This window comes from Amycolatopsis acididurans, assembly GCF_012328925.1.
GTDB lineage: Bacteria > Actinomycetota > Actinomycetes > Mycobacteriales > Pseudonocardiaceae > Amycolatopsis_E > Amycolatopsis_E acididurans.
The window spans coordinates 13812-34751 of record NZ_JAAXLS010000064.1 but is presented as its reverse complement, the minus strand read 5'-3'; the positions used below and the strand labels follow the sequence as shown (position 1 = coordinate 34751).

The following is a 20940-nucleotide window of genomic DNA, read 5'->3' as shown; positions in this document are numbered from 1 at the left end:
GGAGGCTGGGGTGCCGAGCGTTCGCTCGTCGTGGTGCCGGTGACCACCACACGGACGTCACGGCCGTCGAGCCGGACCTCCACGACATGTTCGGGCAGGTGCGCGGTGACCTCCGCGGCGAGATCCGCCAGTGCGTTCATCAGCGCCAGTCGCACCGCGGGCTCCAGCGCGGCGGACAGGACGGCGGCGGTGCGCCGCGTCTGCTCGTCGCCCGCGGACGCCGTCGCGCTGAGGTCCTCGCGAAGGCTCGTGATGTACGGCGTCAAATCCATGACACCACTATGACGTCATCGATGGTGTCAGTCAAGCGTCGTGGTGGTGCGCGAGTGTCTGCGCGGCTGCCGGAACGGAGCCGGTTACGCTGCCTGGAGCCGTCAGAGGGGAAGGAGTGCGACCGTGGCCGAAACCGTGTCGCCCAAGGTGCAGTTGATCGCGAAGACGGAGTTCTTCCCGCCGGAGGACGTGCCGTGGTCCACCGACGCCGACGGGGGCCAGGCGCTCGCCGAGTTCGCCGGCCGTGCCTGCTACCAGTCGTGGAGCAAGCCGAACCCGAAGACGGCCACCAACGCCGGCTACGTCGACCACATCATCGAGGTCGGCCACCTTTCGGTGCTGGAGCACGGATCCGTGACCTTCTACATCACCGGCATCTCGCGCTCGCTGACCCACGAGCTGATCCGCCACCGCCATTTCTCCTACTCCCAGCTCTCGCAGCGCTACGTCCCCGAGCGCAACGCCGCGTTCGTCGAGCCCGACGTCATCGCGAGCGATCCCGAACTGCACGAGAAGTTCCTCGCCGCCGCGCAGGCCAGCGTCGAGGCCTACACCGAGCTGCTCGCCGGGCTGGAGAAGAAGTTCGCCGACGCCCCGAGCGCGACCCTGCGCCGCAAGCAGGCCCGCCAGGCCGCCCGTGCCGTGCTGCCCAACGCGACCGAGACGCGCATCGTGGTCACCGGGAACTACCGCGCCTGGCGGCATTTCATCGCGATGCGCGCGACCGAGCACGCCGACGTCGAGATCCGCGCCTTGGCCGTGGAATGCCTGCGGCAGCTGCAGAAGGCGGCCGGGAACGTGTTCGCGGACTTCACCATCTCCACCCTGCCCGACGGCACCGAGGTCGCCTCCAGCCCCAAGGTGCTCGAAGGGTGAAACGACTCGCGATCGACGTGCAGCAGGGCGAGTACGCCGTCGCGCGGCTCGAACCGGATGCCGCGGTGCCGGAGGGTTTGCTGGCCCCGGGCAACGGTTTCGTGTCGGTGACCCGGACTGCCGGCGAGTTGTCGGTGATCTGCCCGGCCGCGCTCGCGCCGGGCGACGCGAAGGTCGAGGCGGGCTGGCGGCTGCTCACCGTCCGCGGCCCGCTGGAGTTCACGCTGACCGGCATCATCGCCGCGCTCGCCAGTGAACTCGCCGCGGCCGGGGTCGCGCTGTTCACCCTGTCCACCTTCGACACCGATCACGTGCTCGTGAAGCAGTCGGACCTGACCCGCGCCGAGGCCGCGCTCCGCGCCGCCGGACACGAGGTCACCCAGGCCGCCGCCTGAGCCGGTTAACCCTCGCCCGCACGGGTAATACTCCCGCGTAAGTCACTTCCGGTGCTCTGTACATCAAACTTCGGCGCGCCTAAACTTCGGTTTAGGACAGCGTCAATGACAGAGGTGGAGCGATGGCGGTAGCGGACACCCTGCGCCCGAGGCTCGCCCGCGTGCGGGCCGGGTCGGTGCTGCTCGGGCCCGCGTTCGTCGCGGCCGTCGCCTACGTCGACCCCGGCAACGTCGCCGCCAACGTCAGTGCCGGTGCGCAGTACGGCTACCTGCTGGTGTGGGTCGTGATCGTGGCGAACCTGATGGCCGGGCTCGTGCAGTACCTCTCGGCCAAGCTGGGCCTGGTCACCGGGAAGTCGCTGCCGGAGGCGCTGCGCGAGCGGATGCCGCGCGGCGGGCGCCTCGCCTACTGGGCACAGGCCGAATTCGTGGCGATGGCCACCGATCTGGCGGAGGTCGTCGGCGGCGCCATCGCGCTGAACCTGCTGTTCGGCCTGCCACTGCTCGCCGGTGGCCTGGTCACCGGCGTCGTGTCGATGGGCCTGCTGCTGGTACAGGACAAACGCGGTCAGCGCCCGTTCGAGCGGGTCGTCACCGGGCTGCTCGCGGTCATCGCGATCGGGTTCCTCGCCAGCCTCTTCGTGGCACCGCCCTCGCCATCCGGCCTGGCCGGCGGTCTCGTGCCGCACTTCGCCGGTGGGGAAAGCGTGCTGCTGGCGGCCGCGATGCTGGGCGCCACGGTGATGCCGCACGCCGTCTACCTGCATTCCGGCCTGGCGCGTGACCGGCACGGCCACGCCAGCGGCCGCAAGCTCGCCGGGCTGCTGCGGGTCACGCGGTTCGACGTCGCGCTGGCGATGCTGCTCGCGGGCGCGGTGAACCTGGCGATGATCCTGCTCGCCGCGACCAACCTGGAGGGCATGTCCGGCGTGGACTCGATCGCGGGCGTGCACAGCGCGGTCAGCGGCACGCTGGGCGCCGGGATCGCGCTGCTGTTCGCGGTCGGGCTGCTCGCCTCGGGGCTCGCCTCGACGTCCGTGGGCGCCTACGCCGGGGCGATGATCATGCAGGGCCTGTTGCGCAAGCGGGTTCCGCTGCTGCTGCGCAGGCTGGTCACGCTGCTGCCCGCCGTCGTGGTGCTCGCCGCAGGAGCCGACCCGTCCCGTGCGCTCGTGGTGTCACAGGTGGTGCTCTCCTTCGGCATCCCGTTCGCGTTGATCCCGCTGGTCAAGCTCACCAGCGACCGGTCGCTGATGGGCGCGGACGTCAACCGGCGGGCCACGACGGTGCTGGCTTCGATGGTCGCGGGCCTCATCGTGGTGCTCAACGTCGCGCTGATCTGTCTCACGTTCGCCGGGGATTGAGGGAACTTCCGGGCCTTCGCGGTGGTCGGACTAGCATCTCGCTGTCCGAACCCAGGAAGGCCCGCCGTGACCAACGACCAGACCACCGAACGGGCCGCCCAGCCCTCGGCCCGCGTGATCGGCGGGCGCTACGTCCTGCTGGCCGAGCTCGGCAGGGGCGGGATGGGCGTGGTCTGGCGTGCCGAGGACCGGGTGATCGGCAGGCACGTCGCGATCAAGGAACTGAGCATCGGCGGCGACGAGGTCTCCGCCGAGCGCATCATGCGCGAGGTCCGCACCGGCGGCAGGCTCAACGACCCGGCGGTGGTCACCGTCTACGACGTGGTGTCCGAGGACGGCGGCAGCTACATCGTGATGGAGCTGGTGGAGGCGCCGACGCTCGCGGACGTGGTGCGCCACAACGGGCCGATGCCGCCCGCCCAGGCCGCGTCGATCGGCCGGCAGGTGCTCTCGGCGCTGCAGGCGGCGCACGACGCCGGGATCGTGCACCGCGACGTCAAGCCCGGCAACATCATGGTCGCGCCCAACGGCCGCGTGAAGCTCACCGACTTCGGCATCGCGCAGGCCGTGGACGATCCGCGGCTGACCACCAGCGGCATGATCGTCGGCAGCCCGGCGTTCATGGCGCCGGAACGCGTCGCGGGCAACGACGCCGTGCCCGCCTCGGACATCTGGTCGCTGGGGGCCACGCTGTTCTTCGCCGTGGAGGGCATTCTCGCGTTCGAACGGCCGACCACCGCGGCCACCCTGCACGCGATCATGAACGAGGTCCCGTACCTGACGCGCACCCAGGGGCCACTCGCGTCGGCGATCATGGGCATGCTCATCGCCAGTCCCGACGCCAGGATCTCCGCCGCACAGGCACATCAGCTGCTCGCCATGGCGGCGGCCACCGCGAGCCCGCCGGCGACCCCACCGGGCGGGCAGACCGTGCTGTGGCCGCAACCGGTGACCGGGCCGGTGCCCGCGAAAACCGGTCACCGCGGGATATGGACGATCGCCGCCGCGGTGCTCGGTGTCGTGCTGCTCGGCGGCGGGTTCCTGCTCGGCCAGTGGTGGGCGGCCCCGGGAACCGACAAGACCATGCTGCCCACGGTCACCTACGGCGTTGGCGGCGGGACGCTCGCCGCGTTCAGCCCCAGCGGTTCCTACAGCTGCTACAACGGCCAGATCGCCCAGGGCTACCGGATCTCCTCCGACAACAGCCTCGACTGCGACAAGCCCCACGATCTCGAGGTCTACGACAAGATCGAGGCGCTGGGCAACACCAGCTACACCGACGACGAGGCCAAGCCGGCCGGCTACCCCGGAACCGAGGCGCTGCAGCGGTTCGGGGAGAGCTTCTGCGGGATGAGCTTCGGCTCCGACACCGTCAGCGCGGCGCAGCGGCCGCTGCTGAGCCACCGCGCGCTCGTTCCGGCACAGGGTGAGTGGACCGAGGACACCGGCACCGGCAAGGCGCCCAACCGCACCGTCTACTGCGTCGCGACCAGGACCGGGGGCGCTCAGCTGACCGGTTCCGTCGTCACGAAGGTCAAGTAGCCAGCAGAAGTTCCGGCCACGGAGACTCCGTGCAGCGGATTTTCCGTAGCGGCAGGTCGTCGCGCATATCGGCCCATTTGGTGAGGTACCGTCACAGCATGTCCACTCCACCTACCGCAGCGCCCGGGAGACCGTTCGGGCGCGTGCTCACCGCGATGGTCACCCCCTTCGACGCCGACGGCGCCCTGGACCTGAAGCGGGCGCAGGAGGTCGCCGAGCACCTGGTGGACCTGGGCAACGACGGGCTCGTCGTCAACGGCACCACCGGCGAGAGCCCGACCACGAGCGACAAGGAGAAGTCCGACCTGATCCGCGCCGTGGTCGAGGCGGTCGGCGACCGCGCGACGATCGTGGCCGGTGGCGGCACCTACGACACCGCGCACAGCATCGAGCTGACCCAGCAGGCCGAGAAGGCGGGCGCGCACGGCATCCTGCTCGTCACGCCGTACTACTCGCGTCCCTCACAGGCCGGCCTGCAGGCGCACTTCACCACCGTGGCCGACGCGACCGGCCTGCCGGTGATGCTCTACGACATCCCGCCGCGCTCGATCGTGCCCATCGAGGTGGACACGCTGCGCAGGCTCGCCGAGCACCCGCGCATCCTGGCGGTCAAGGACGCCAAGGGCGATCTGCTGGCGGGCAGCGAGGTCATCGCGAACACGCACCTGGCCTACTACTCGGGTGACGACGCGCTGAACCTGCCGTGGCTCTCGGTCGGCGCCGCCGGTGTGGTCAGCGTGATCGGGCACGTGGTGGCGGGCCGGATCAGGGCCATGATCGAGGCCTACGAGGACGGTGACACTTCCACCGCCCGCACCAACCACCGCGGGATGCTGCCGGTGTTCCGCGCGATGTCCCGGGTCGGCGGGGTGGTGTTCGCCAAGACGGCGCTGCGGCTGCGTGGCCACGACGCCGGCGAGCCGCGGCTGCCGATCGTGCCTGCGACCGAGGACCAGATCCAGGCTATCGCCGCGGACCTCACCCAGGCCGGGGTCCCCCTCGACGAGGCGCCGACGACGGACTGGCACAGTTCCAGGGTCGCGCAAGCGGACTCGGCCGCGGCATACGTCGCGCCGACCACTCACACCAGCGTAGGGACCATTCATAGGTGAGTTCTTCCTCGCAACCCGCAGGACCCGGACCGACCAACACCCCGCCCGCGCTGGCCGAAGGCGGCCTGCGTGTGGTCGCACTCGGCGGTATCGGCGAGGTCGGCCGCAACATGACCGTCTTCGAGTACGCCGGGCGGCTGCTCATCGTCGACTGCGGCGTGCTCTTTCCCGAGGACGCGCAGCCGGGCGTGGACCTGATCCTGCCCGACTTCCGCGCGATCGAGAGCAGGCTGGAGGAGATCGACGGGCTCGTGCTCACCCACGGGCACGAGGACCACATCGGTGCCGTGCCGTTCCTGCTGCGGATGCGGCCGGACCTTCCGGTCTACGGTTCGCGGTTCACCCTCGCGCTGCTGGAGGCGAAGTGCAAGGAGCACCGGCAGCGCCCGAAGCTGATCGAGGTGACCGAGTCCGAGCGCCGCACCGTCGGCGCGTTCGACCTGGAGTTCTTCGCGGTCAACCACTCCATCCCGGACGCGCTGGCGGTCGCCATCCGCACCGGCGCCGGGGTCGTGCTGCACACCGGTGACATCAAGCTGGACCAGCTGCCGCTGGATGGCAGGCTGACCGACCTCGCCGGGTTCTCGCGGCTGGGTGACGACGGCGTGGATCTGCTGTGCGTGGACTCGACCAACGCCGAGGTGCCCGGGTTCGTGACGCCGGAACGCGACATCGGCCCGGTGCTCGACGACGTGATCGGGCGGGTGACGCAGCGGGTGATCGTGGCGTGTTTCGCCAGCCACGTGCACCGCGTGCAGCAGGTGCTCGACGCCGCGGTCGAGCACGGCCGCCGGGTCGCGTTCGTGGGCCGCTCGATGGTGCGCAACATGGGCATCGCCGCCGATCTCGGCCTGCTGAACATCCCGCAGGGGCTGCTGATCGACCTCGACGATGCGGTCAACCTGCCCGAGACCAAGGTGCTGTTCGTGTCCACCGGTTCCCAGGGCGAGCCGCTGTCGGCACTGTCGCGGATGGCGCGCGGGGAGCACCGGCAGATCTCGATCCGCGCCGGGGACACCGTGGTGCTGGCCAGTTCGCTGATCCCGGGCAACGAGAACGCGGTGTTCGGCGTGGTCAACGGGCTCGTGCGACTCGGCGCGAACGTCGTGCACCAGGGCAACGCCAAGGTCCACGTGTCCGGGCACGCGTCGGCGGGGGAGTTGCTGTTCCTCTACAACGCGATCCGGCCGAGCAACGTGATGCCGGTGCACGGCGAGTGGCGGCATCTGCGGGCCAACGCCGAACTGGCGGTGCGCACGGGCGTGGCGCCGGAGAACGTGGTCCTCGCCGAGGACGGTGTGGTGGTCGACCTGATCGACGGCCGCGCCCGCACCACCGGGCGCGTCGAGGTCGGGCATGTGTACGTGGACGGCCTGTCGGTCGGCGACGTCGGTGAGTCCACCCTGTCGGACCGGCTGGTCCTGGGCGAGGGTGGTTTCATCGCGATCACGGTCGCGGTCGACTCCACCACCGGGCGCGCGATGAGCGTCCCGACGGTGTCCGGGCGCGGTTTCTCCGACGATCCGAAGGCGCTCGACGCGGTGGTGCCGCTGGTGGAGATGGAGCTGTCCCGGACCGAGACCGAGGGCATCACCGACAGCCACCGCATCGCGCAGGCGGTGCGGCGCGTCGTCGGCCGCTGGGTCGCCGAGACCTACCGCCGTCGTCCCATGATCGTGCCGACCGTGATCCCGGTTTAACCGCTCGCGCTTCCGGCCGGGCGCGAGCAAGCGTGCGCCGTGCGGCTCGTGTCGTCCTGACCGAGCTGCACGAGCGTCGCGCCGCCGAGCATGACGACCGCGCCCGCGAGCTGCGCCCAGGACAGGGACTCGCCGAGCAGCGCCCAGGCCGTGGCCGTGGCGACGACCGGTTCGAGCAGGCCCACCACCGACGCGACGGCGGCGGGAAGGTGCCGTAGCGCCGCCGTGCCCAGGCCGTAGGCGAGCGCGGTCGACAGCAGCGCCACCGCGATCACCAGCATCCACACGGGCGGCTGCCACGGGCCGAAGGCGGCCGGGGCGGCGAGCACCGAGGCAGGCAAGGTCCACGGCGGCGCCACCGCGCACATCACCAGCGCACCGATGATCATGCCCCAGGTCACCATGCCCAGCGGATCGCCCGTCGTGGCTCCGCGTTCGCCGAAGAGGAAGTAGGCCGCCGAGCACATCGCGGTGCACAGCCCCAGCAGCAGGCCGAGCGCGTCGAGGCTCAGCCCGTCCCACACCTGCGCGACGAGTGCGAGCCCGCCCATCGCGAGCGCGATACCGAACCACATCCGCCGGGGCAGCACGGTGCGGCGCACGAACCGGGTCCACAGCGCGATCAGCACCGGCGAGGTGAACTCCAGCAGGATCGCGATCCCGACCGGCAGCCGCTGCACCGACACGAAGTAGCACAGCTGCACCCCGGCGACGCCCAGCAGCCCGTAGCCGAGCAGCAGCGGCCATTCGGCGCGGCGCAGGAGCAGCAGCCGGGGCCGGAACACCGCGACGACGACGGCGAGCACCAGCGCGGCGAGCCCTATTCGCGCCGTGGCGACCTGTTCCGGCGAAAGTCCCGCCAGCATCGCTGGTTTCGCGATCGTGCCGGACGCGCCGAAGGAGACGGACGCGAGCAGGATCAGCGCGGTTCCGCGGCCGCGATGCGGTACGAAAGCGGTCCCTCGGACGGGAAGTTCGGTCACCACACCGGCGACACTATTGACCGGCCATCCGGTCGGGCATCCGGTTTTCTACGGCTTCCAGGGGCTGACCGTGTCGGTGGGGCGCGTCGGATCGTGAAAGCGCGGCTCGTTCATTTCGCCCGCGCGCAGCGGGATCAGCCCGGTGGTGATGGCACGCATGATCTTCGCGTGCGCCCGCACCCCGGCGCCGGGCCGCCCGGGTTCGACGTCGGAGAGATCCACCGGTGTGCCGAAGTGCACTTTGAACACCGGACGGCGCAGGGGAGCGGTCAGCCCGGACCGGGCCAATGGCACCAGATCGGCCGGGCCGCTGACGGTTTCGGTACCCCAGTAGACGGCTTCGTGCGCGCCCCACTGGCTGACCGGGATCACCGGCACGTCCGCCGCCAGCGCGAGCCGTGCGGCACCGGTCTTGCCGCGTTCGGGCCACAGGCCGGGATCGTGGCTGATCCGGCCCTCCGGGTAGACCATGATCGGGTTCGGGGTGCTGCGCATCGCCTCGACGGCCTGGTGGAACTGCTCGACCGCGCCGGCCTTGCCGCGGTCGATGCGCAGATGCCCGCTCGCGCGCAGCGCCGGCCCGATCAGCGGCGCGTCCAGCAGCCCGCCCGCGAGCAGGAAGCGCGGGGCGACGCCGATCCGCTGGCACGCGGCGATCAGTACTAGCGCGTCGAACACGCCGATGTGGTTGGCCGCCATCAGCAGCGGTTTTCCGCGCAGCTCACGCGGAATCCCGCCGGTGACCTTCAACCGCCCGACCAGGTGGACCAGCCCGGTGTCCAGTGCGGTCATGGTGCGCCAGATCGCCGGTGGCCTGCGGCGGATGGGCGAGCTGTCGTCGTCGTGCAGCGCGAACATGCGCAGAGCATCTCAGATTCACCGTGATGGCCTATCAAGCTGGTCTTTGTGGCAAAAGTTCGCGTTGCGCTGAGAGTGGCACGTGTGACTCGTGGGTCCAGGCGGTTACCGTAGAGGTCATGGCGAGCGGTTCGACCACGACGAGGAGAAGCGCGACGACGAAACGCAGTGGCAGCAAGGGCCCGGCGCGCAAACCGGCGCGCGGGGCGGCGAAGCCACGTGCGGGGTCGACACGCGCTCCGGCGCGCAAACCGGCCGCCCGCCGGCGTTCCGGCGGCACGTTCGCCAAGACCGTGCGTGGCGGCTGGAACCTGCTCGCGAAGGGCGTCGGCAGCCTGGCCCGCACCGTCGGCAGGAGCCGGGAGCTGGAGCCCGAGCACCGCCGTGACGGGCTCGCGCTGGGCCTGATCGCGCTCGGCCTGATCATCGCCGCCGGGGTGTGGTGGCGTGCCGCGGGCCCGGTCGGGCACTACGTCGAGCTGGGCACGCGCACCGTGTTCGGGGCCGGCGCGGTGACGCTGCCGCTCGTGCTGCTGGTCACCGCGGTCGCGCTGATGCGGTCGGAACCGCAGCCGGAGACCAGGCCGAGGATGGTCATCGGCACGCTGCTGGTGATGTTCGCGCTGCTGGGGCTGCTACACCTGTTCTCGCGGCAGCCCGCGGGCAACGACGACCGGATGTACGCGGGGGGCCAGCTGGGCGCGCTGTCCGGCGGGCTGCTGGCGCGCGGCGTCACGACGTGGGTCGCCGCGCCGCTGCTGGTGCTGGCCCTGATCTACGGCGTGCTGGTGTTCACCGGCACGCGCATCCGCGACATCCCGCAGACGCTGCGCGAATGGGGGCTCGACCCCGAGGAGCGCGAGGAGCTGGAGGCCGAGCGGCAGGCACGCGCCGAGGAGCGCGACGCGGTCACCGAGGCCGACCCGAAGGCGGTGCGGCTGCGCAAGCCGTCGCGGCGCCGCCAGGCCAGCAGCGGCGAGGGTGAACAGCTCGACATCGAGGCCGCCCTCGCCGAGGCACCCACCCCGGCGAAACCGCCGAAGCCCAAGCCCGTCGAGGTGCCGGAGAAGAAGCCGAAGAAGGCCGAGCAGGCGCCCGCCATGTCGGTCACCCGTACCGTCGAGGGCGACTACCAGCTCCCGTCGCCGGATCTGCTCCAGCTCGGCGACGCGCCGAAGACCCGCAGCAAGGCCAACGACGCCATGATCGAGGCGATCACCGGCGTGCTGGAACAGTTCAATGTGGACGCTCAGGTCACCGGTTTCACCCGTGGCCCCACGGTGACCCGGTACGAGGTCGAACTCGGTCCCGGCGTGAAGGTCGAGAAGATCACCGCGCTGACCAAGAACATCGCGTACGCGGTGGCCACCGACAACGTGCGGCTGCTCGCGCCCATCCCCGGCAAGTCGGCGGTGGGCATCGAGGTGCCCAACTCCGACCGCGAGATGGTGCGCCTCGGCGACGTGCTGCGCTCGGCCAAGGCGGCCAAGGACAACCACCCGATGGTCATCGGGCTCGGCAAGGACATCGAGGGCGATTTCGTCACCGCGAACCTGACGAAGATGCCGCACCTGCTGGTGGCGGGTTCCACCGGCTCCGGTAAGTCGAGCTTCGTCAACTCGATGCTGGTCTCGCTGCTGGCACGGGCCACGCCGGACGAGTGCCGGATGATCCTGATCGACCCGAAGATGGTGGAACTGACCCCGTACGAGGGCATTCCGCACCTGATCACGCCCATCATCACCCAGCCGAAGAAGGCCGCCGCGGCGCTGGCCTGGCTGGTGGAGGAGATGGAGCAGCGCTACCAGGACATGCAGGCCAACCGGGTGCGCCACATCGACGACTTCAACAAGAAGGTCCGCTCCGGGGAGATCACCGCACCGCCGGGCAGCGAGCGCGAGTACCGGCCCTACCCCTACATCATGGCGATCGTCGACGAGCTGGCCGACCTGATGATGACGGCGCCGCGCGACGTCGAGGACGCGATCGTGCGGATCACGCAGAAGGCGCGGGCCGCCGGTATCCACCTGGTGCTGGCCACCCAGCGGCCCTCGGTGGACGTCGTGACGGGCCTGATCAAGACGAACGTGCCGTCGCGGCTGGCGTTCGCGACGTCCTCGCTGACCGACTCGCGGGTCATCCTGGACCAGCCGGGCGCGGAGAAGCTGATCGGTATGGGCGATGGTCTGTACCTGCCGATGGGTGCCGGGAAACCGATCCGCATCCAGGGCGCGTTCGTCGGCGACGACGAGATCGCCGCGATCGTCAACTTCGCCAAGGACCAGGCGCAGCCGGAGTACCAGGACGGGGTCACGGCGGCGAAGGCGGGCGAGGCCAAGGAGATCGACCCGGAGATCGGCGACGACCTCGACGTGCTGCTGCAGGCGGCGGAGCTGGTGGTCACCTCGCAGTTCGGGTCGACCTCGATGCTGCAGCGCAAGCTGCGGGTGGGTTTCGCCAAGGCCGGGCGCCTGATGGACCTGTTGGAAAGCCGTGGCGTGGTGGGCCCGTCGGAGGGCTCGAAGGCCCGCGACGTGCTGGTCAAGCCCGACGAGCTGGACGGCGTGCTGTTCATGATCCGCGGCGGGGACGCGCCCGCCGCGGACGACGGCGAGGATTAGCTCTCGATCTGCTTGCGGATCCAGGACGCGGCCACGTCGACCCTGGCCAACGTCTCGGTGCCCGGCTGCGGGCACTGCGGGCCGGACACCTCGGTGGCCACCAGCTGCCCGGTGACGTCGTCGGCGGAGACAAAGAACGGCCCGCCGGAATCGTCGCGGCACGGGCTGTTCTCGACCGTTCTCGGCACGACAGGGTCCGCGTCGAGGGTCGAGTCGTTGACCGCCGCGATGCGGAACTCGCCCCGCTTGAGATGGTCGGACGGGGTGACGACGGTGGCCGAGGTCGAACCCCAGCCCGCGAACTGCAGGCGCTGCCCCGGATCCGGCGCGCTCTCCGCGAGCGCCACCGGCGTGATGTCGGTGATCGGGGTGTCGAGCTTGACCACCGCGAGGTCGTTGACGGGGGACTGGCGCACGTCCACGACCTTCGCCGTCCGGCCGCCGGGATCGCTGTCCCTGGTCTTGCCGACCGTGACGATCATCGTGTACCGGGGCTTCCCGCCGACGCGCGTGCCGTCGAGATCGTGGAAGCAGTGCCCGGCCGTGATGACCCAGTCCGGGGCGATCAGCGCTCCGCTGCAGCCGCCGTCGCGCACCCCGCCGCCGGGTTCGGGGATGTTCGTCGACCGGAGCTTGGCGTTGAACGGCACCAGCGGCTTCGGCGAGGGCGGCGCGTTGTTTCCCCCGCCCCTCTCCGTGCTGGGCGGCGGCGCCTCGGTGCCCGGTGCGGAGGCGGTGGTCACCGGCGTCGCTTTGCGCAGGCCGAGGGCCGCGGCCGCGGAGTCCACCGAGCCGGTCACATGGGCGCAGGCCGCACCGGCCCCGACGAGGACGGCGACCGCCAGCGTGTAGGGCCTTCGCGGCCGGCGCGCACGAGAACTCTTTTTCACCGATAGGAGTAACGGCTCGTGTCACCCGAATGGTTCAAATTTGTGATGATCACTACTCTGCGCGATGTTTAGATGTTCATCGGGCACTCGCCCGTGACCGGCGCCGCCGGGGCATCCTGCGGGCCGTGTACCGGCGCCGAGCAGCCCGTCGGCACCAGATCGTCGCCCCGCAGCAGGTAGGTCTCCCAGTACAGCGGCGCGAGTGCGAAGCTGGGATCGTAGGTGCTCTGCCGTACGGCCGCGTCCGGTATGCCGTCGCCGTCGAGGTCCCGCGCGTCGGCGACGACGCCTTCGACCGTGGTGCCGACGGTGATCTTCGAGTCGAGCCGCAGCGACGCCACGGCCGCGGAGTGGGCCCCGAAATCGAACGTCACCGAGCAGTGCCCCGAACCGCAGACCCCGCCGGTCACCCGCTCGTAGGGGCGCCCGTCGCTGCCCCGCACCTGGGTGGTGCCGAGCAGGTTCCCGCCGCTCCAGTACGCCAGCACGGCGCCGCCTGCCGAGGACAGCCCGTCGAGCCTGCGGCCGCCGGGCAGCGCCGCGGAGAACACCGTCTGGCACCCCTGCTCGCAGCCGGGCACGACGACCGGCTTCGGCGGGGGCGCCGGTGCCTGCCCGCTCGTCGTGCCGACCGTGGACGCCGACGGGATCGCCAGCGTCGCGACGATCCCCGCGACCCCCACCGCGCCGGCCAGCCACCCGCGTAGCCCCATGCGCTCCATTGTGGACCCGATCCCGCTCAGAGCTCCAGCAACATACGGGTGTTGCCGAGCGTATTCGGCTTGGCGTAAGGCAGTTCCAGGAATTCCGCGACGCCGGGGTCGATCGAACGGCGCATCTCGTCGTAGACCGACTGCGGCACCGGCGTCCCGTCGATCTCGCGGAATCCGTGGCGGGCGAAGAAACTCGTCTCGAAGGTGAGCACGAAGATCCGCCGCAGGCCGAGTTCGACGGCCAGTTCGATCAGCCGCCCCACGAGTGTGTGCCCGATGCCCTGACTGCGTGCGGCCTTGTTCACCGCGACCGTGCGGATCTCGGCGAGGTCTTCCCACAGCACGTGCAGCGCGCCACAGCCGACGATCTCCTCGTCGGCGCCGGCCACCCAGAACTCCTGCACGTGCTCGTACAGCGTCACCAGTTCCTTCTCCAGCAGTACCCGTCCGGCGTCGGCGTCCACGAGTGCCTTGATCTTGCGCACGTCGGAGATGCGGGCCCGCCGGACGGTGATGTTGGTGGGAGGATCCTGCTGCACCGATCGACCGTATCCGGGCCGCATCCGCCTTGTCGCGGTGGGTCGCGCCACCCGCGCGCGGGTACCGCTGGCGACGCCCGGCCTGCCGCTGCGGCTACCCTGATTGGCGTGTCTTCTCCCACTCGCCGCGTTTCATTACTGACCTTGGGTTGTGCCCGTAACGAGGTCGACTCCGAGGAACTGGCAGGCCGCCTCGCCGCCGGTGGCTGGGAGCTGTCCGAGGACCCCGAAGCCTCCGACGTGGTCGTGGTGAACACCTGTGGCTTCGTCGAATCGGCCAAGAAGGACTCGGTCGACACGCTGCTGGCCGCCGCCGATACCGGCGCCAAGGTCGTCGCGGTCGGCTGCATGGCCGAGCGCTACGGCGCGGAACTGGCCGACAGCCTGCCCGAGGCCGACGCCGTGCTGGGCTTCGATCACTACCCGGACCTCGCCGAGCGTCTGGGCGAGATCGTGTCCGGGCACAAGATCGCCTCACACGTGCCCGCCGACCGCCGGACGCTGCTGCCGATCACACCCGTCGACCGGCAGAGCACGGCCCCCGAGATCAGCGTGCCCGGCCACGGCTGGGTGCCGCGGGCCCGGCTGGAGAAGGGCCCGGTCGCGGCGCTGAAGATCGCCTCGGGCTGTGACCGGCGCTGCGCGTTCTGTGCGATCCCGTCCTTCCGCGGGTCGTTCGTCTCGCGGCGCCCGGAGGAGATCCTGGCCGAGGCCGCGTGGCTGGCCGGCGAGGGCGTGCGCGAACTGTTCCTGGTGAGCGAGAACTCCACGTCCTACGGCAAGGACCTGAGCAAGGCCGACGGCGGCACCCGCGCGCTGGAGCGCCTGCTGCCCAGGCTCGCGGAGATCGAGGGCATCGCGCGCGTGCGCGTGTCCTACCTGCAGCCCGCCGAGACCCGCCCCGACCTGGTGCGCGCGATCGCGACCACGCCCGGCGTCGCGGACTACTTCGACCTGTCCTTCCAGCACTCCAGCGAGCGGGTGCTGCGGCGGATGCGCCGGTTCGGCTCCACCGACTCGTTCCTGGCGCTGATCGACCAGATCCGCGAGCTGTCGCCGGCCGCGGGCATCCGCACCAACGTCATCGTGGGCTTTCCCGGCGAGACCGAGGAGGACCTCGCCGAACTGGAGCGCTTCCTGACCGGCGCGCGGCTCGACGCGGTCGGCGTGTTCGGCTACTCCGACGAGGACGGCACCGAGGCCGAAGGCTTCGACGGCAAGCTCGACCCGGACCTGGTCACCGAGCGGGTCACCAAGATCTCGGCGCTGGTCGAGGAGCTCACCGCGCAGCGGGCCGAGGAACGCGTCGGCCAGACCGTGGACGTGCTGGTCGAGGAGACCGGTGAGGAGGTCGTCGGCCGCGCCGCGCACCAGGCGCCCGAGGTTGACGGTGCCTGCGTGCTGCTCGACGCGGAAGACGCCGAGATCGGCCAGATCGTGCGGTGCCGCGTCGTGGACAGCGAGGGTGTCGACCTGATCGTGCGGCCGGGCTGATGGCCACGCAGCCTGACGAGTCGGCCGAGGCCCAGGGCCACGGCCTGCCGCCGCGCACGAGGGTCTCCAACGTCAACATCGCCAATATCCTGACCCTGTCGCGGCTCGTGCTGGTCCCCGTCTTCGTCGTCGCGCTGTTCGCCGGGGACGGCGCCGACACCGGATGGCGCGTGGTCGCGACCATCCTGTTCGCGATCGCGTCGCTGACCGACCAGGTCGATGGCTGGGTCGCCCGGCGCTACGGGCTGATCACGGACTTCGGCAAGATCGCCGATCCGATCGCCGACAAGGCGCTCATCGGCGCCGCGCTGATCGGGCTGAGCGTGCTCGGCGAGCTGCCGTGGTGGGTCACCATCGTGATCGCGGTGCGGGAGATCGGTGTGACACTGCTGCGGTTCTGGGTGATCCGTTACGGTGTGATCCCCGCCAGCCGCGGCGGCAAGGCCAAGACGCTGACGCAGATCGCGGCGATCGTGATGTACCTGCTGCCGCTGCCCGGCGCCGCCGAGCCGGTGCGCTGGGCGCTGATGGGGGTCGCGCTGGTGCTGACCGTGGTCACCGGGCTCGACTACGTGGTGCGCGCGGTGCGCCTGCGGGCCACGGGCGGCAGGACGGTCAGCCGGTCATGACCCTGGCCCGCCCGCTCGTCGCCCGGCTCCTCGAACGCGGCGAGACCGTCGCGACCGCCGAATCGCTCACCGCCGGGCTGGTCTGCGCCTCGCTGACCGAGGTCCCGGGTTCCAGCGCCGTGGTGCGCGGTGGCCTGATCGTCTACGCCACCGACCTCAAGGCGCGGCTCGCGGGCGTGGACCCGGCGTTGCTGGCCGAGCACGGCGCGGTGCATCCGGAGGTCGCCGCGCAGCTCGCGGAGGGTGCGCGGGATCGCTGCGACGCGGACTGGGGGCTGGGCCTGACCGGCGTCGCCGGGCCGGATCCGCAGGACGGCGTGGTGCCCGGCACCGTGCACATCGGGCTGGCCGGACCAGGGCTGCGCGACGTCCGTACTCACTGGTTCGAGGGAGATCGGGGCGCCGTTCGAACCAAATCGGTGCGCGCCGCGTTCCAGTTGTTGACGGAACATCTGACTTGATCGAAGCGTTCGCCCTTGGCGTACGACCGTGTCAATCGCTGCGGTGGAGGGCCCGGTCTGGGTAACGTGGTCGGTATCAGGAAGGGAGGCGCGTGATGACCGTGCTGTTGCGCGAGGCGATCGGTGATCGGCTTCGTCATGCCCGCACCAACAAGCGCCGCACGCTGCGCGATATCTCCCGCGCCGCCAAGGTGAGCCTCGGCTACCTGTCGGAGGTGGAGCGCGGGCAGAAGGAAGCATCGAGCGAGCTGCTGGCCTCCATCTGCGAGGCGCTGGAGCTTCCGCTCGGTGAACTGCTGCACAACGTGGCCGCCGACGTCTCCGCGCTCGACACCGTGGACACGATCCCCGAGGGGGAGCGTGCCGAGGACGGCGAAGGCAAGGCGCGGCCCGAGCACGCGGAGGCCTCCGGTCGTCTCGAGGGCGGCCGCCCGGTCAACGGCGTGATCGGCAACGACCTGGCCGACCTGCGAGTAGCCGGGCAGCGCGTGGGCCCCGCCCTGCGCACCACGATCCGCGCGCCGAAGATGGTCGCGGCCTGAGCCCGACAAGACCACGAGCCGCGAAGGCCACCGCCGGGAGTGCCCAGCACCCTGGCGGTGGCCTTCTTGCGCTTGCGGGGCGATGCGCCGCCGGACACGATCAGGGTCCACCCTGAAATACCCCCGGGGTCGCTTGGAACAGCAGGCGCTGACCTGACACGATGGAACCCACGCCGAGGTCGGGACGTTGCTCGGTTAGGGGAGAGCAGCGCCCCACATGATCATCGGGACAACTTGGACAGTGGGACGTAAGAAGGCAGGCGGAACAGATGGCCAACCCGTTCGTAAAGGCCTGGAAGTACCTGATGGCCGCGTTCTCGTCGAAGATCGACGAGCACGCCGACCCCAAGGTGCAGATCCAGCAGGCCATCGAGGAAGCGCAGCGCAACCACCAGGCGCTCTCCCAGCAGGCCGCGGCGGTTATCGGTAACCAGCGGCAGCTGGAGATGAAGCTCAACCGGCAGCTCGGCGAGGTCGAGAAGCTGCAGGCCTCCGCCCGCCAGGCGCTGGTGCTGGCCGATGAGGCGCGCGAGAAGGGCGACACCGAGAAGGCGGTCCAGTACGAGAACGCCGCCGAGGCCTTCGCCACGCAGCTGGTCACCGCGGAGCAGGGCATCGAGGACCTCAAGACGCTGCACGACCAGTCGCTGCAGGCGGCGGCGCAGGCCAAGCAGGCGGTCGAGCGCAACGCGACGATGCTGCAGCAGAAGCTGGCCGAGCGCACCAAGCTGCTCTCGCAGCTGGAGCAGGCCAAGATGCAGGAGAAGGTCTCGGCCTCGCTCAACCAGATGTCCGAACTCGCCGCCCCCGGCAACACCCCGTCGCTGGACGAGGTGCGGGAGAAGATCGAGCGCCGCTACACCACGGCGCTCGGGTCGGCGGAGCTGGCGCAGAACTCGGTGCAGGGCCGGATGCTGGAGGTGCAGCAGGCCACCACGCAGCTGGCCGGGCACTCGCGGCTCGAGCAGATCCGCGCGTCCATCAAGGGGGACTCGGTCGCGCAGGTCACCGACGGTTCCACCACGGCGGCGGGCAGCTCGCAGGCAGACATTCAGCGGGAGATCCAGGCGCGCGTTCAGGCCGAGCAGAAGAACCAGGCCTGAGCGGACGCGCGCCGCACAGCGAGCGGTCGCCGGCGTAGAGACGGTGGCCGCGAAGGGGGTTGGCTCATGAGCGCCTCGGGCCGGCGTGACTTCAGCGAGTTCGGCGCGAAGCTGGACAAGTACATCGAACGCCTGCCCGAGTACGCCCAGCGCGCGCAGGACAAGCTCCAGCGCTACTTCCCGCCGGAGCAGCAGGAGAGCACGAGGCGGGACACGCGGCCCAATCCGCTGCGGCGTCCCGCCCCGCCGCGGCCCCCGTCGATCCGCGACGTGCCGGTCGTGGCCGAGGTCAAGGCGCGCTGGGTGCGCTGGAACGAGCCCGCCGCGAAGCTGGCCCGGCAGAAGCGCCGCACGTCCCGCGCGCTGACGCTGTGGATCCTGCTGACGATCCTGTGCGGGCTCGCGGCCACGGCCTCCGGCTTCGGGCTCATCGGCGCCGGCGGGGTGAGCCAGGCCGTGGGCGGTGCGTTCTTCGCGATCGTGTTCGCGACCCTGGGCGTCCGCTCCGGGATGCGCCTGCGCAGGCTCAACCGCACCGAGCTGCCGGTGAACACCGCCCCGCCGCCGCTGCCCCGCACCGGTTCGGCGGCGCGGGCACCGATGGAGCGTCTCGCCGAGAGCGAGGAGACGCTGGCCGAATTGTTACGTCAGCTCTCCGCGCCCTCCTCGCTCGTGCTGCCGGACTCGGTCGCCGACGCCCGGAGCACCGCGGCGGAGGCGGCGGCCGCGTTGCGGGGGCTCGGGGCGCGCGTCGAGGCCATCGAACGCGCCCGTAACTCGGCCCCCGCCGGGGAGCGCAAGGCGCTCGACGCGGCGATCAAAAACCTCCTTGAGCAGCTCGAAGACGGCCTGGACGACTACGGCACGCTGGTCGCGGCCGCGGGCCGCGCGGTCGCCGCGAGCGGGTCCGGGGTGCGCCAGTCCAAGGACGCGCTCGCCGACGCCACCGACCGGCTGGCGGGCTTGGCGATCGCGCTGCGCGAGATTTCCTGACGCGCCAGGGCGGCACTCCGGGAATTGTCGATACCTGGGCGTAACGCGAGACAGCTGGTATCCGGAATGTCGGCTGTTTAACGTCAGGTGAATGGACATGCTGCCCTTGCCTGGCGAACCCGCGCCCCTGCCCCCGGCGCCCGTCAGCGCGCATCGTCAGGTCCTCATCGCCTACGACCGTCTCGCCGAGGTCCACCGGCCGGACATCTGGATCACCCTGCGTTCGTACGAGGACGTCCTGGTCGACGCGAAGGCGGTCGACGACCGCGTCCGCGCGGGCGAATCCCTGCCCCTGGCGGGGATGCTCGTCGCCGTCAAGGACAACGTGGACGTGGCCGGGCTGCCGACCACGGCGGGCTGCCCCGGCTACTCCTACACCCCGGAAGCGAGCGCGCCCGCCGTCGCGCGGCTCGTCGACGCGGGCGCGGTGGTGCTCGGCAAGACCAACCTGGACCAGTTCGCCACCGGCCTGGCCGGCACCCGCACCCCGCACGGGCCGGTGGCCTGCGCCGACGATCCGACGAGGGTGTCCGGCGGGTCGAGCGCCGGATCGGCGGTCGCGGTGGCGCTCGGGCTGGTCGACATCGCGATCGGCACCGACACCGCGGGGTCGGGCCGGGTCCCGGCGGCGTTCAACGGCATCGTCGGGATCAAGCCCACGATGGGCCTGGTGCCCAAGCGCGGGGTCGTGCCGGCGGTACGGTCCTGCGACTGCGTGACGGTGTTCGCCAGGTCGATCGTGGACGGCCAGCGCGCGCTGGCGGTGATGACCGGGCCCGACCGGTCCGATCCGCTGAGCCGCGCGTGGCCGGACTACGTGCGTCTCGCGGCCGGCGCGCGCCCGCGGATCGCGGTTCCCGACGTGGCCGGGCTGGCGCCGCTGACCGCCGAGGGCAGGGCCGCGTTCGCGCGCACCGTCGGCGACCTGCTCGCCTCCGGCGCCACGGTCGAGCCGGTCGACATCTCGCCGTTCCTGGCGGCAGGCAGGCTCCTCTACGGCGGCGCGTTCGTCGCCGAGCGCTACGCGGCCATCGGCGAGTTCCTGGAAGGCGCGACCGAAGGCGTGGACCCGGTGGTCGCGAAGATCGTCCTGGCCGCGCGGGAGCTGCCCGCGCACCGGCTGGCGGCCGACCAGGCCAGGCTGGGCGAGCTGCGGCTGCGTGCCGGGGAAGCGCTTGCCGGCTTCGACGCGCTGGTGCTGCCCACCGCACCCGAGCATCCGACGCTCGCCGCGGTGGCCGCCGACCCGGCCGGGGTGAGCGCGCGGCTGGGCACGTACACGACATTCGCGAACCTGCTCGACATGGCCGCGGTGGCCGTCCCGGCCGGCCGTGCCGACGGCGGCCACTTCGGGGTCATGGTGCTCGCGAGGGCGTTCGAGGACCAGATCGCACTGGACATCGCCGCGTTCCTGGCCGGTGAGCAGCTCAGAACCCCTTGTCCCGCAACGGGAATCGACCTCGTCGTGTTCGGCGCGCACCTGCGTGGGCAGCCGCTGAACCATGAGCTGAGCGCACTCGGTGCTCGCTTCCGCGGCGAGGTACTCACCGCGGAGCGCTACCGGATGGTCGCGTTGCCCGGCTCCGCTCCGCAGCCCGGCATCGTCCGTGTGCCCGACGGCGCGTCGCTGACGGGGGAGCGGTGGACGCTGTCGCCGGGCGCGCTGGGCAGGTTCCTCGCGCAGCCGCGCGCGCCGCTGACGGCAGGCGAGATCGAACTCGACGACGGCACCACGGCGATCGGCTTCCACTGCGATCCGCAGGCGGCTTCGTCGGGTCCGGACATCACGGCTTTCGGAGACTGGCGTGCCTACCTCCGCTATCTGACCGCGACGCGGCCCATGGTGGCGTGA

Annotated in this window: 19 protein-coding genes and 1 pseudogene; 14 read left to right on the top strand and 6 right to left on the bottom strand. The window is 71.1% G+C overall.

Annotation, left to right across the window (positions count from 1 at the left end):
* A pseudogene (locus tag HFP15_RS38415) lies at window positions 1-272 on the bottom strand (toxin-antitoxin system HicB family antitoxin); the annotation flags it as partial.
* A gap of 124 nt (window positions 273-396) precedes the next feature.
* On the opposite strand from HFP15_RS38415, the gene thyX reads away from it, so the two are divergent.
* From thyX to HFP15_RS38385, 6 genes are all read left to right on the top strand, one after another.
* A complete protein-coding gene (thyX, locus tag HFP15_RS38410; RefSeq protein WP_168522846.1) occupies window positions 397-1149 on the top strand; it encodes an FAD-dependent thymidylate synthase in 753 nt (250 codons plus the stop codon).
* Window positions 1146-1544, top strand: coding sequence for an ACT domain-containing protein (locus HFP15_RS38405; RefSeq protein WP_168522844.1), 399 nt, complete (start codon window positions 1146-1148; stop codon window positions 1542-1544). Before thyX ends, HFP15_RS38405 begins: the two co-directional genes overlap by 4 nt.
* A gap of 122 nt (window positions 1545-1666) precedes the next feature.
* A complete protein-coding gene (locus HFP15_RS38400) occupies window positions 1667-2908 on the top strand; it encodes an Nramp family divalent metal transporter (protein ID WP_168522842.1) in 1242 nt (413 codons plus the stop codon).
* 66 nt (window positions 2909-2974) lie between these two features.
* Window positions 2975-4450 (top strand): serine/threonine-protein kinase, encoded by a 1476-nt coding sequence (locus HFP15_RS38395; protein WP_168522840.1) that lies wholly within the window; start codon window positions 2975-2977, stop codon window positions 4448-4450.
* Window positions 4451-4548: 98 nt separating this feature from the next.
* Window positions 4549-5562 (top strand): 4-hydroxy-tetrahydrodipicolinate synthase, encoded by a 1014-nt coding sequence (dapA, locus tag HFP15_RS38390; protein ID WP_168522838.1) that lies wholly within the window; start codon window positions 4549-4551, stop codon window positions 5560-5562.
* Between the two features lie 65 nt (window positions 5563-5627).
* A complete protein-coding gene (locus HFP15_RS38385; RefSeq protein ID WP_281355753.1) occupies window positions 5628-7262 on the top strand; it encodes a ribonuclease J in 1635 nt (544 codons plus the stop codon).
* Here the strand turns inward: HFP15_RS38385 and HFP15_RS38380 are convergent.
* Together HFP15_RS38380 and HFP15_RS38375 are read right to left on the bottom strand one after the other, a co-directional pair.
* Entirely contained in the window at window positions 7259-8248 is a 990-nt protein-coding gene (locus HFP15_RS38380) for an EamA family transporter (RefSeq protein ID WP_168522835.1), read from the bottom strand. The genes HFP15_RS38385 and HFP15_RS38380 overlap by 4 nt on opposite strands.
* 45 nt (window positions 8249-8293) lie before the next feature.
* Window positions 8294-9103 carry a lysophospholipid acyltransferase family protein gene (locus HFP15_RS38375; protein WP_168522833.1) on the bottom strand — a complete coding sequence of 270 codons (810 nt, stop codon included), beginning with the start codon at window positions 9101-9103 and terminating at the stop codon, window positions 8294-8296.
* 119 nt (window positions 9104-9222) lie between these two features.
* Here HFP15_RS38375 and HFP15_RS38370 point away from each other — a divergent pair, with 119 nt between their 5' ends.
* Window positions 9223-11724, top strand: a complete 2502-nt coding sequence (locus HFP15_RS38370) for an FtsK/SpoIIIE family DNA translocase (protein WP_168522831.1) — start codon at window positions 9223-9225, stop codon at window positions 11722-11724.
* Here the strand turns inward: HFP15_RS38370 and HFP15_RS38365 are convergent.
* The 3 genes from HFP15_RS38365 to HFP15_RS38355 form a co-directional block, all read right to left on the bottom strand.
* A complete protein-coding gene (locus tag HFP15_RS38365; protein WP_312871954.1) occupies window positions 11721-12614 on the bottom strand; it encodes a S1 family peptidase in 894 nt (297 codons plus the stop codon). The two genes, HFP15_RS38370 and HFP15_RS38365, sit on opposite strands and share 4 nt — an antisense overlap.
* Window positions 12615-12682: 68 nt before the next feature.
* Window positions 12683-13327: a hypothetical protein gene (locus HFP15_RS38360; protein ID WP_246272425.1), complete on the bottom strand. Its 645-nt coding sequence runs from the start codon at window positions 13325-13327 to the stop codon at window positions 12683-12685.
* 26 nt (window positions 13328-13353) lie between these two features.
* Window positions 13354-13866 carry an amino-acid N-acetyltransferase gene (locus HFP15_RS38355; protein ID WP_312871953.1) on the bottom strand — a complete coding sequence of 171 codons (513 nt, stop codon included), beginning with the start codon at window positions 13864-13866 and terminating at the stop codon, window positions 13354-13356.
* Window positions 13867-13974: 108 nt separating this feature from the next.
* Between HFP15_RS38355 and rimO the strand changes: the two genes are divergently transcribed.
* The 7 genes from rimO to atzF all read left to right on the top strand — a co-directional run bounded on the left by rimO (window position 13975) and on the right by atzF (window position 20940).
* Window positions 13975-15360, top strand: a complete 1386-nt coding sequence (gene rimO, locus HFP15_RS38350; RefSeq protein WP_312871952.1) for a 30S ribosomal protein S12 methylthiotransferase RimO — start codon at window positions 13975-13977, stop codon at window positions 15358-15360.
* A complete protein-coding gene (pgsA, locus tag HFP15_RS38345) occupies window positions 15360-15989 on the top strand; it encodes a CDP-diacylglycerol--glycerol-3-phosphate 3-phosphatidyltransferase (RefSeq protein WP_168522827.1) in 630 nt (209 codons plus the stop codon). Before rimO ends, pgsA begins: the two co-directional genes overlap by 1 nt.
* On the top strand, window positions 15986-16450 hold the full coding sequence (locus HFP15_RS38340) for a CinA family protein (protein WP_168522825.1): 465 nt from the start codon (window positions 15986-15988) through the stop codon (window positions 16448-16450). The genes pgsA and HFP15_RS38340 overlap by 4 nt, the downstream gene beginning before the upstream one ends.
* A gap of 95 nt (window positions 16451-16545) precedes the next feature.
* Window positions 16546-16992 carry a helix-turn-helix domain-containing protein gene (locus HFP15_RS38335; protein ID WP_168522823.1) on the top strand — a complete coding sequence of 149 codons (447 nt, stop codon included), beginning with the start codon at window positions 16546-16548 and terminating at the stop codon, window positions 16990-16992.
* A 269-nt stretch (window positions 16993-17261) separates the two neighbouring features.
* Window positions 17262-18095: a PspA/IM30 family protein gene (locus HFP15_RS38330; RefSeq protein WP_168522821.1), complete on the top strand. Its 834-nt coding sequence runs from the start codon at window positions 17262-17264 to the stop codon at window positions 18093-18095.
* Window positions 18096-18161: 66 nt separating this feature from the next.
* Window positions 18162-19088: a phage shock envelope stress response protein PspM gene (gene pspM / locus HFP15_RS38325; RefSeq protein WP_168522818.1), complete on the top strand. Its 927-nt coding sequence runs from the start codon at window positions 18162-18164 to the stop codon at window positions 19086-19088.
* Between the two features lie 91 nt (window positions 19089-19179).
* Complete coding sequence (gene atzF, locus HFP15_RS38320) at window positions 19180-20940, top strand: allophanate hydrolase (RefSeq protein WP_312871951.1); 1761 nt, start codon at window positions 19180-19182, stop codon at window positions 20938-20940.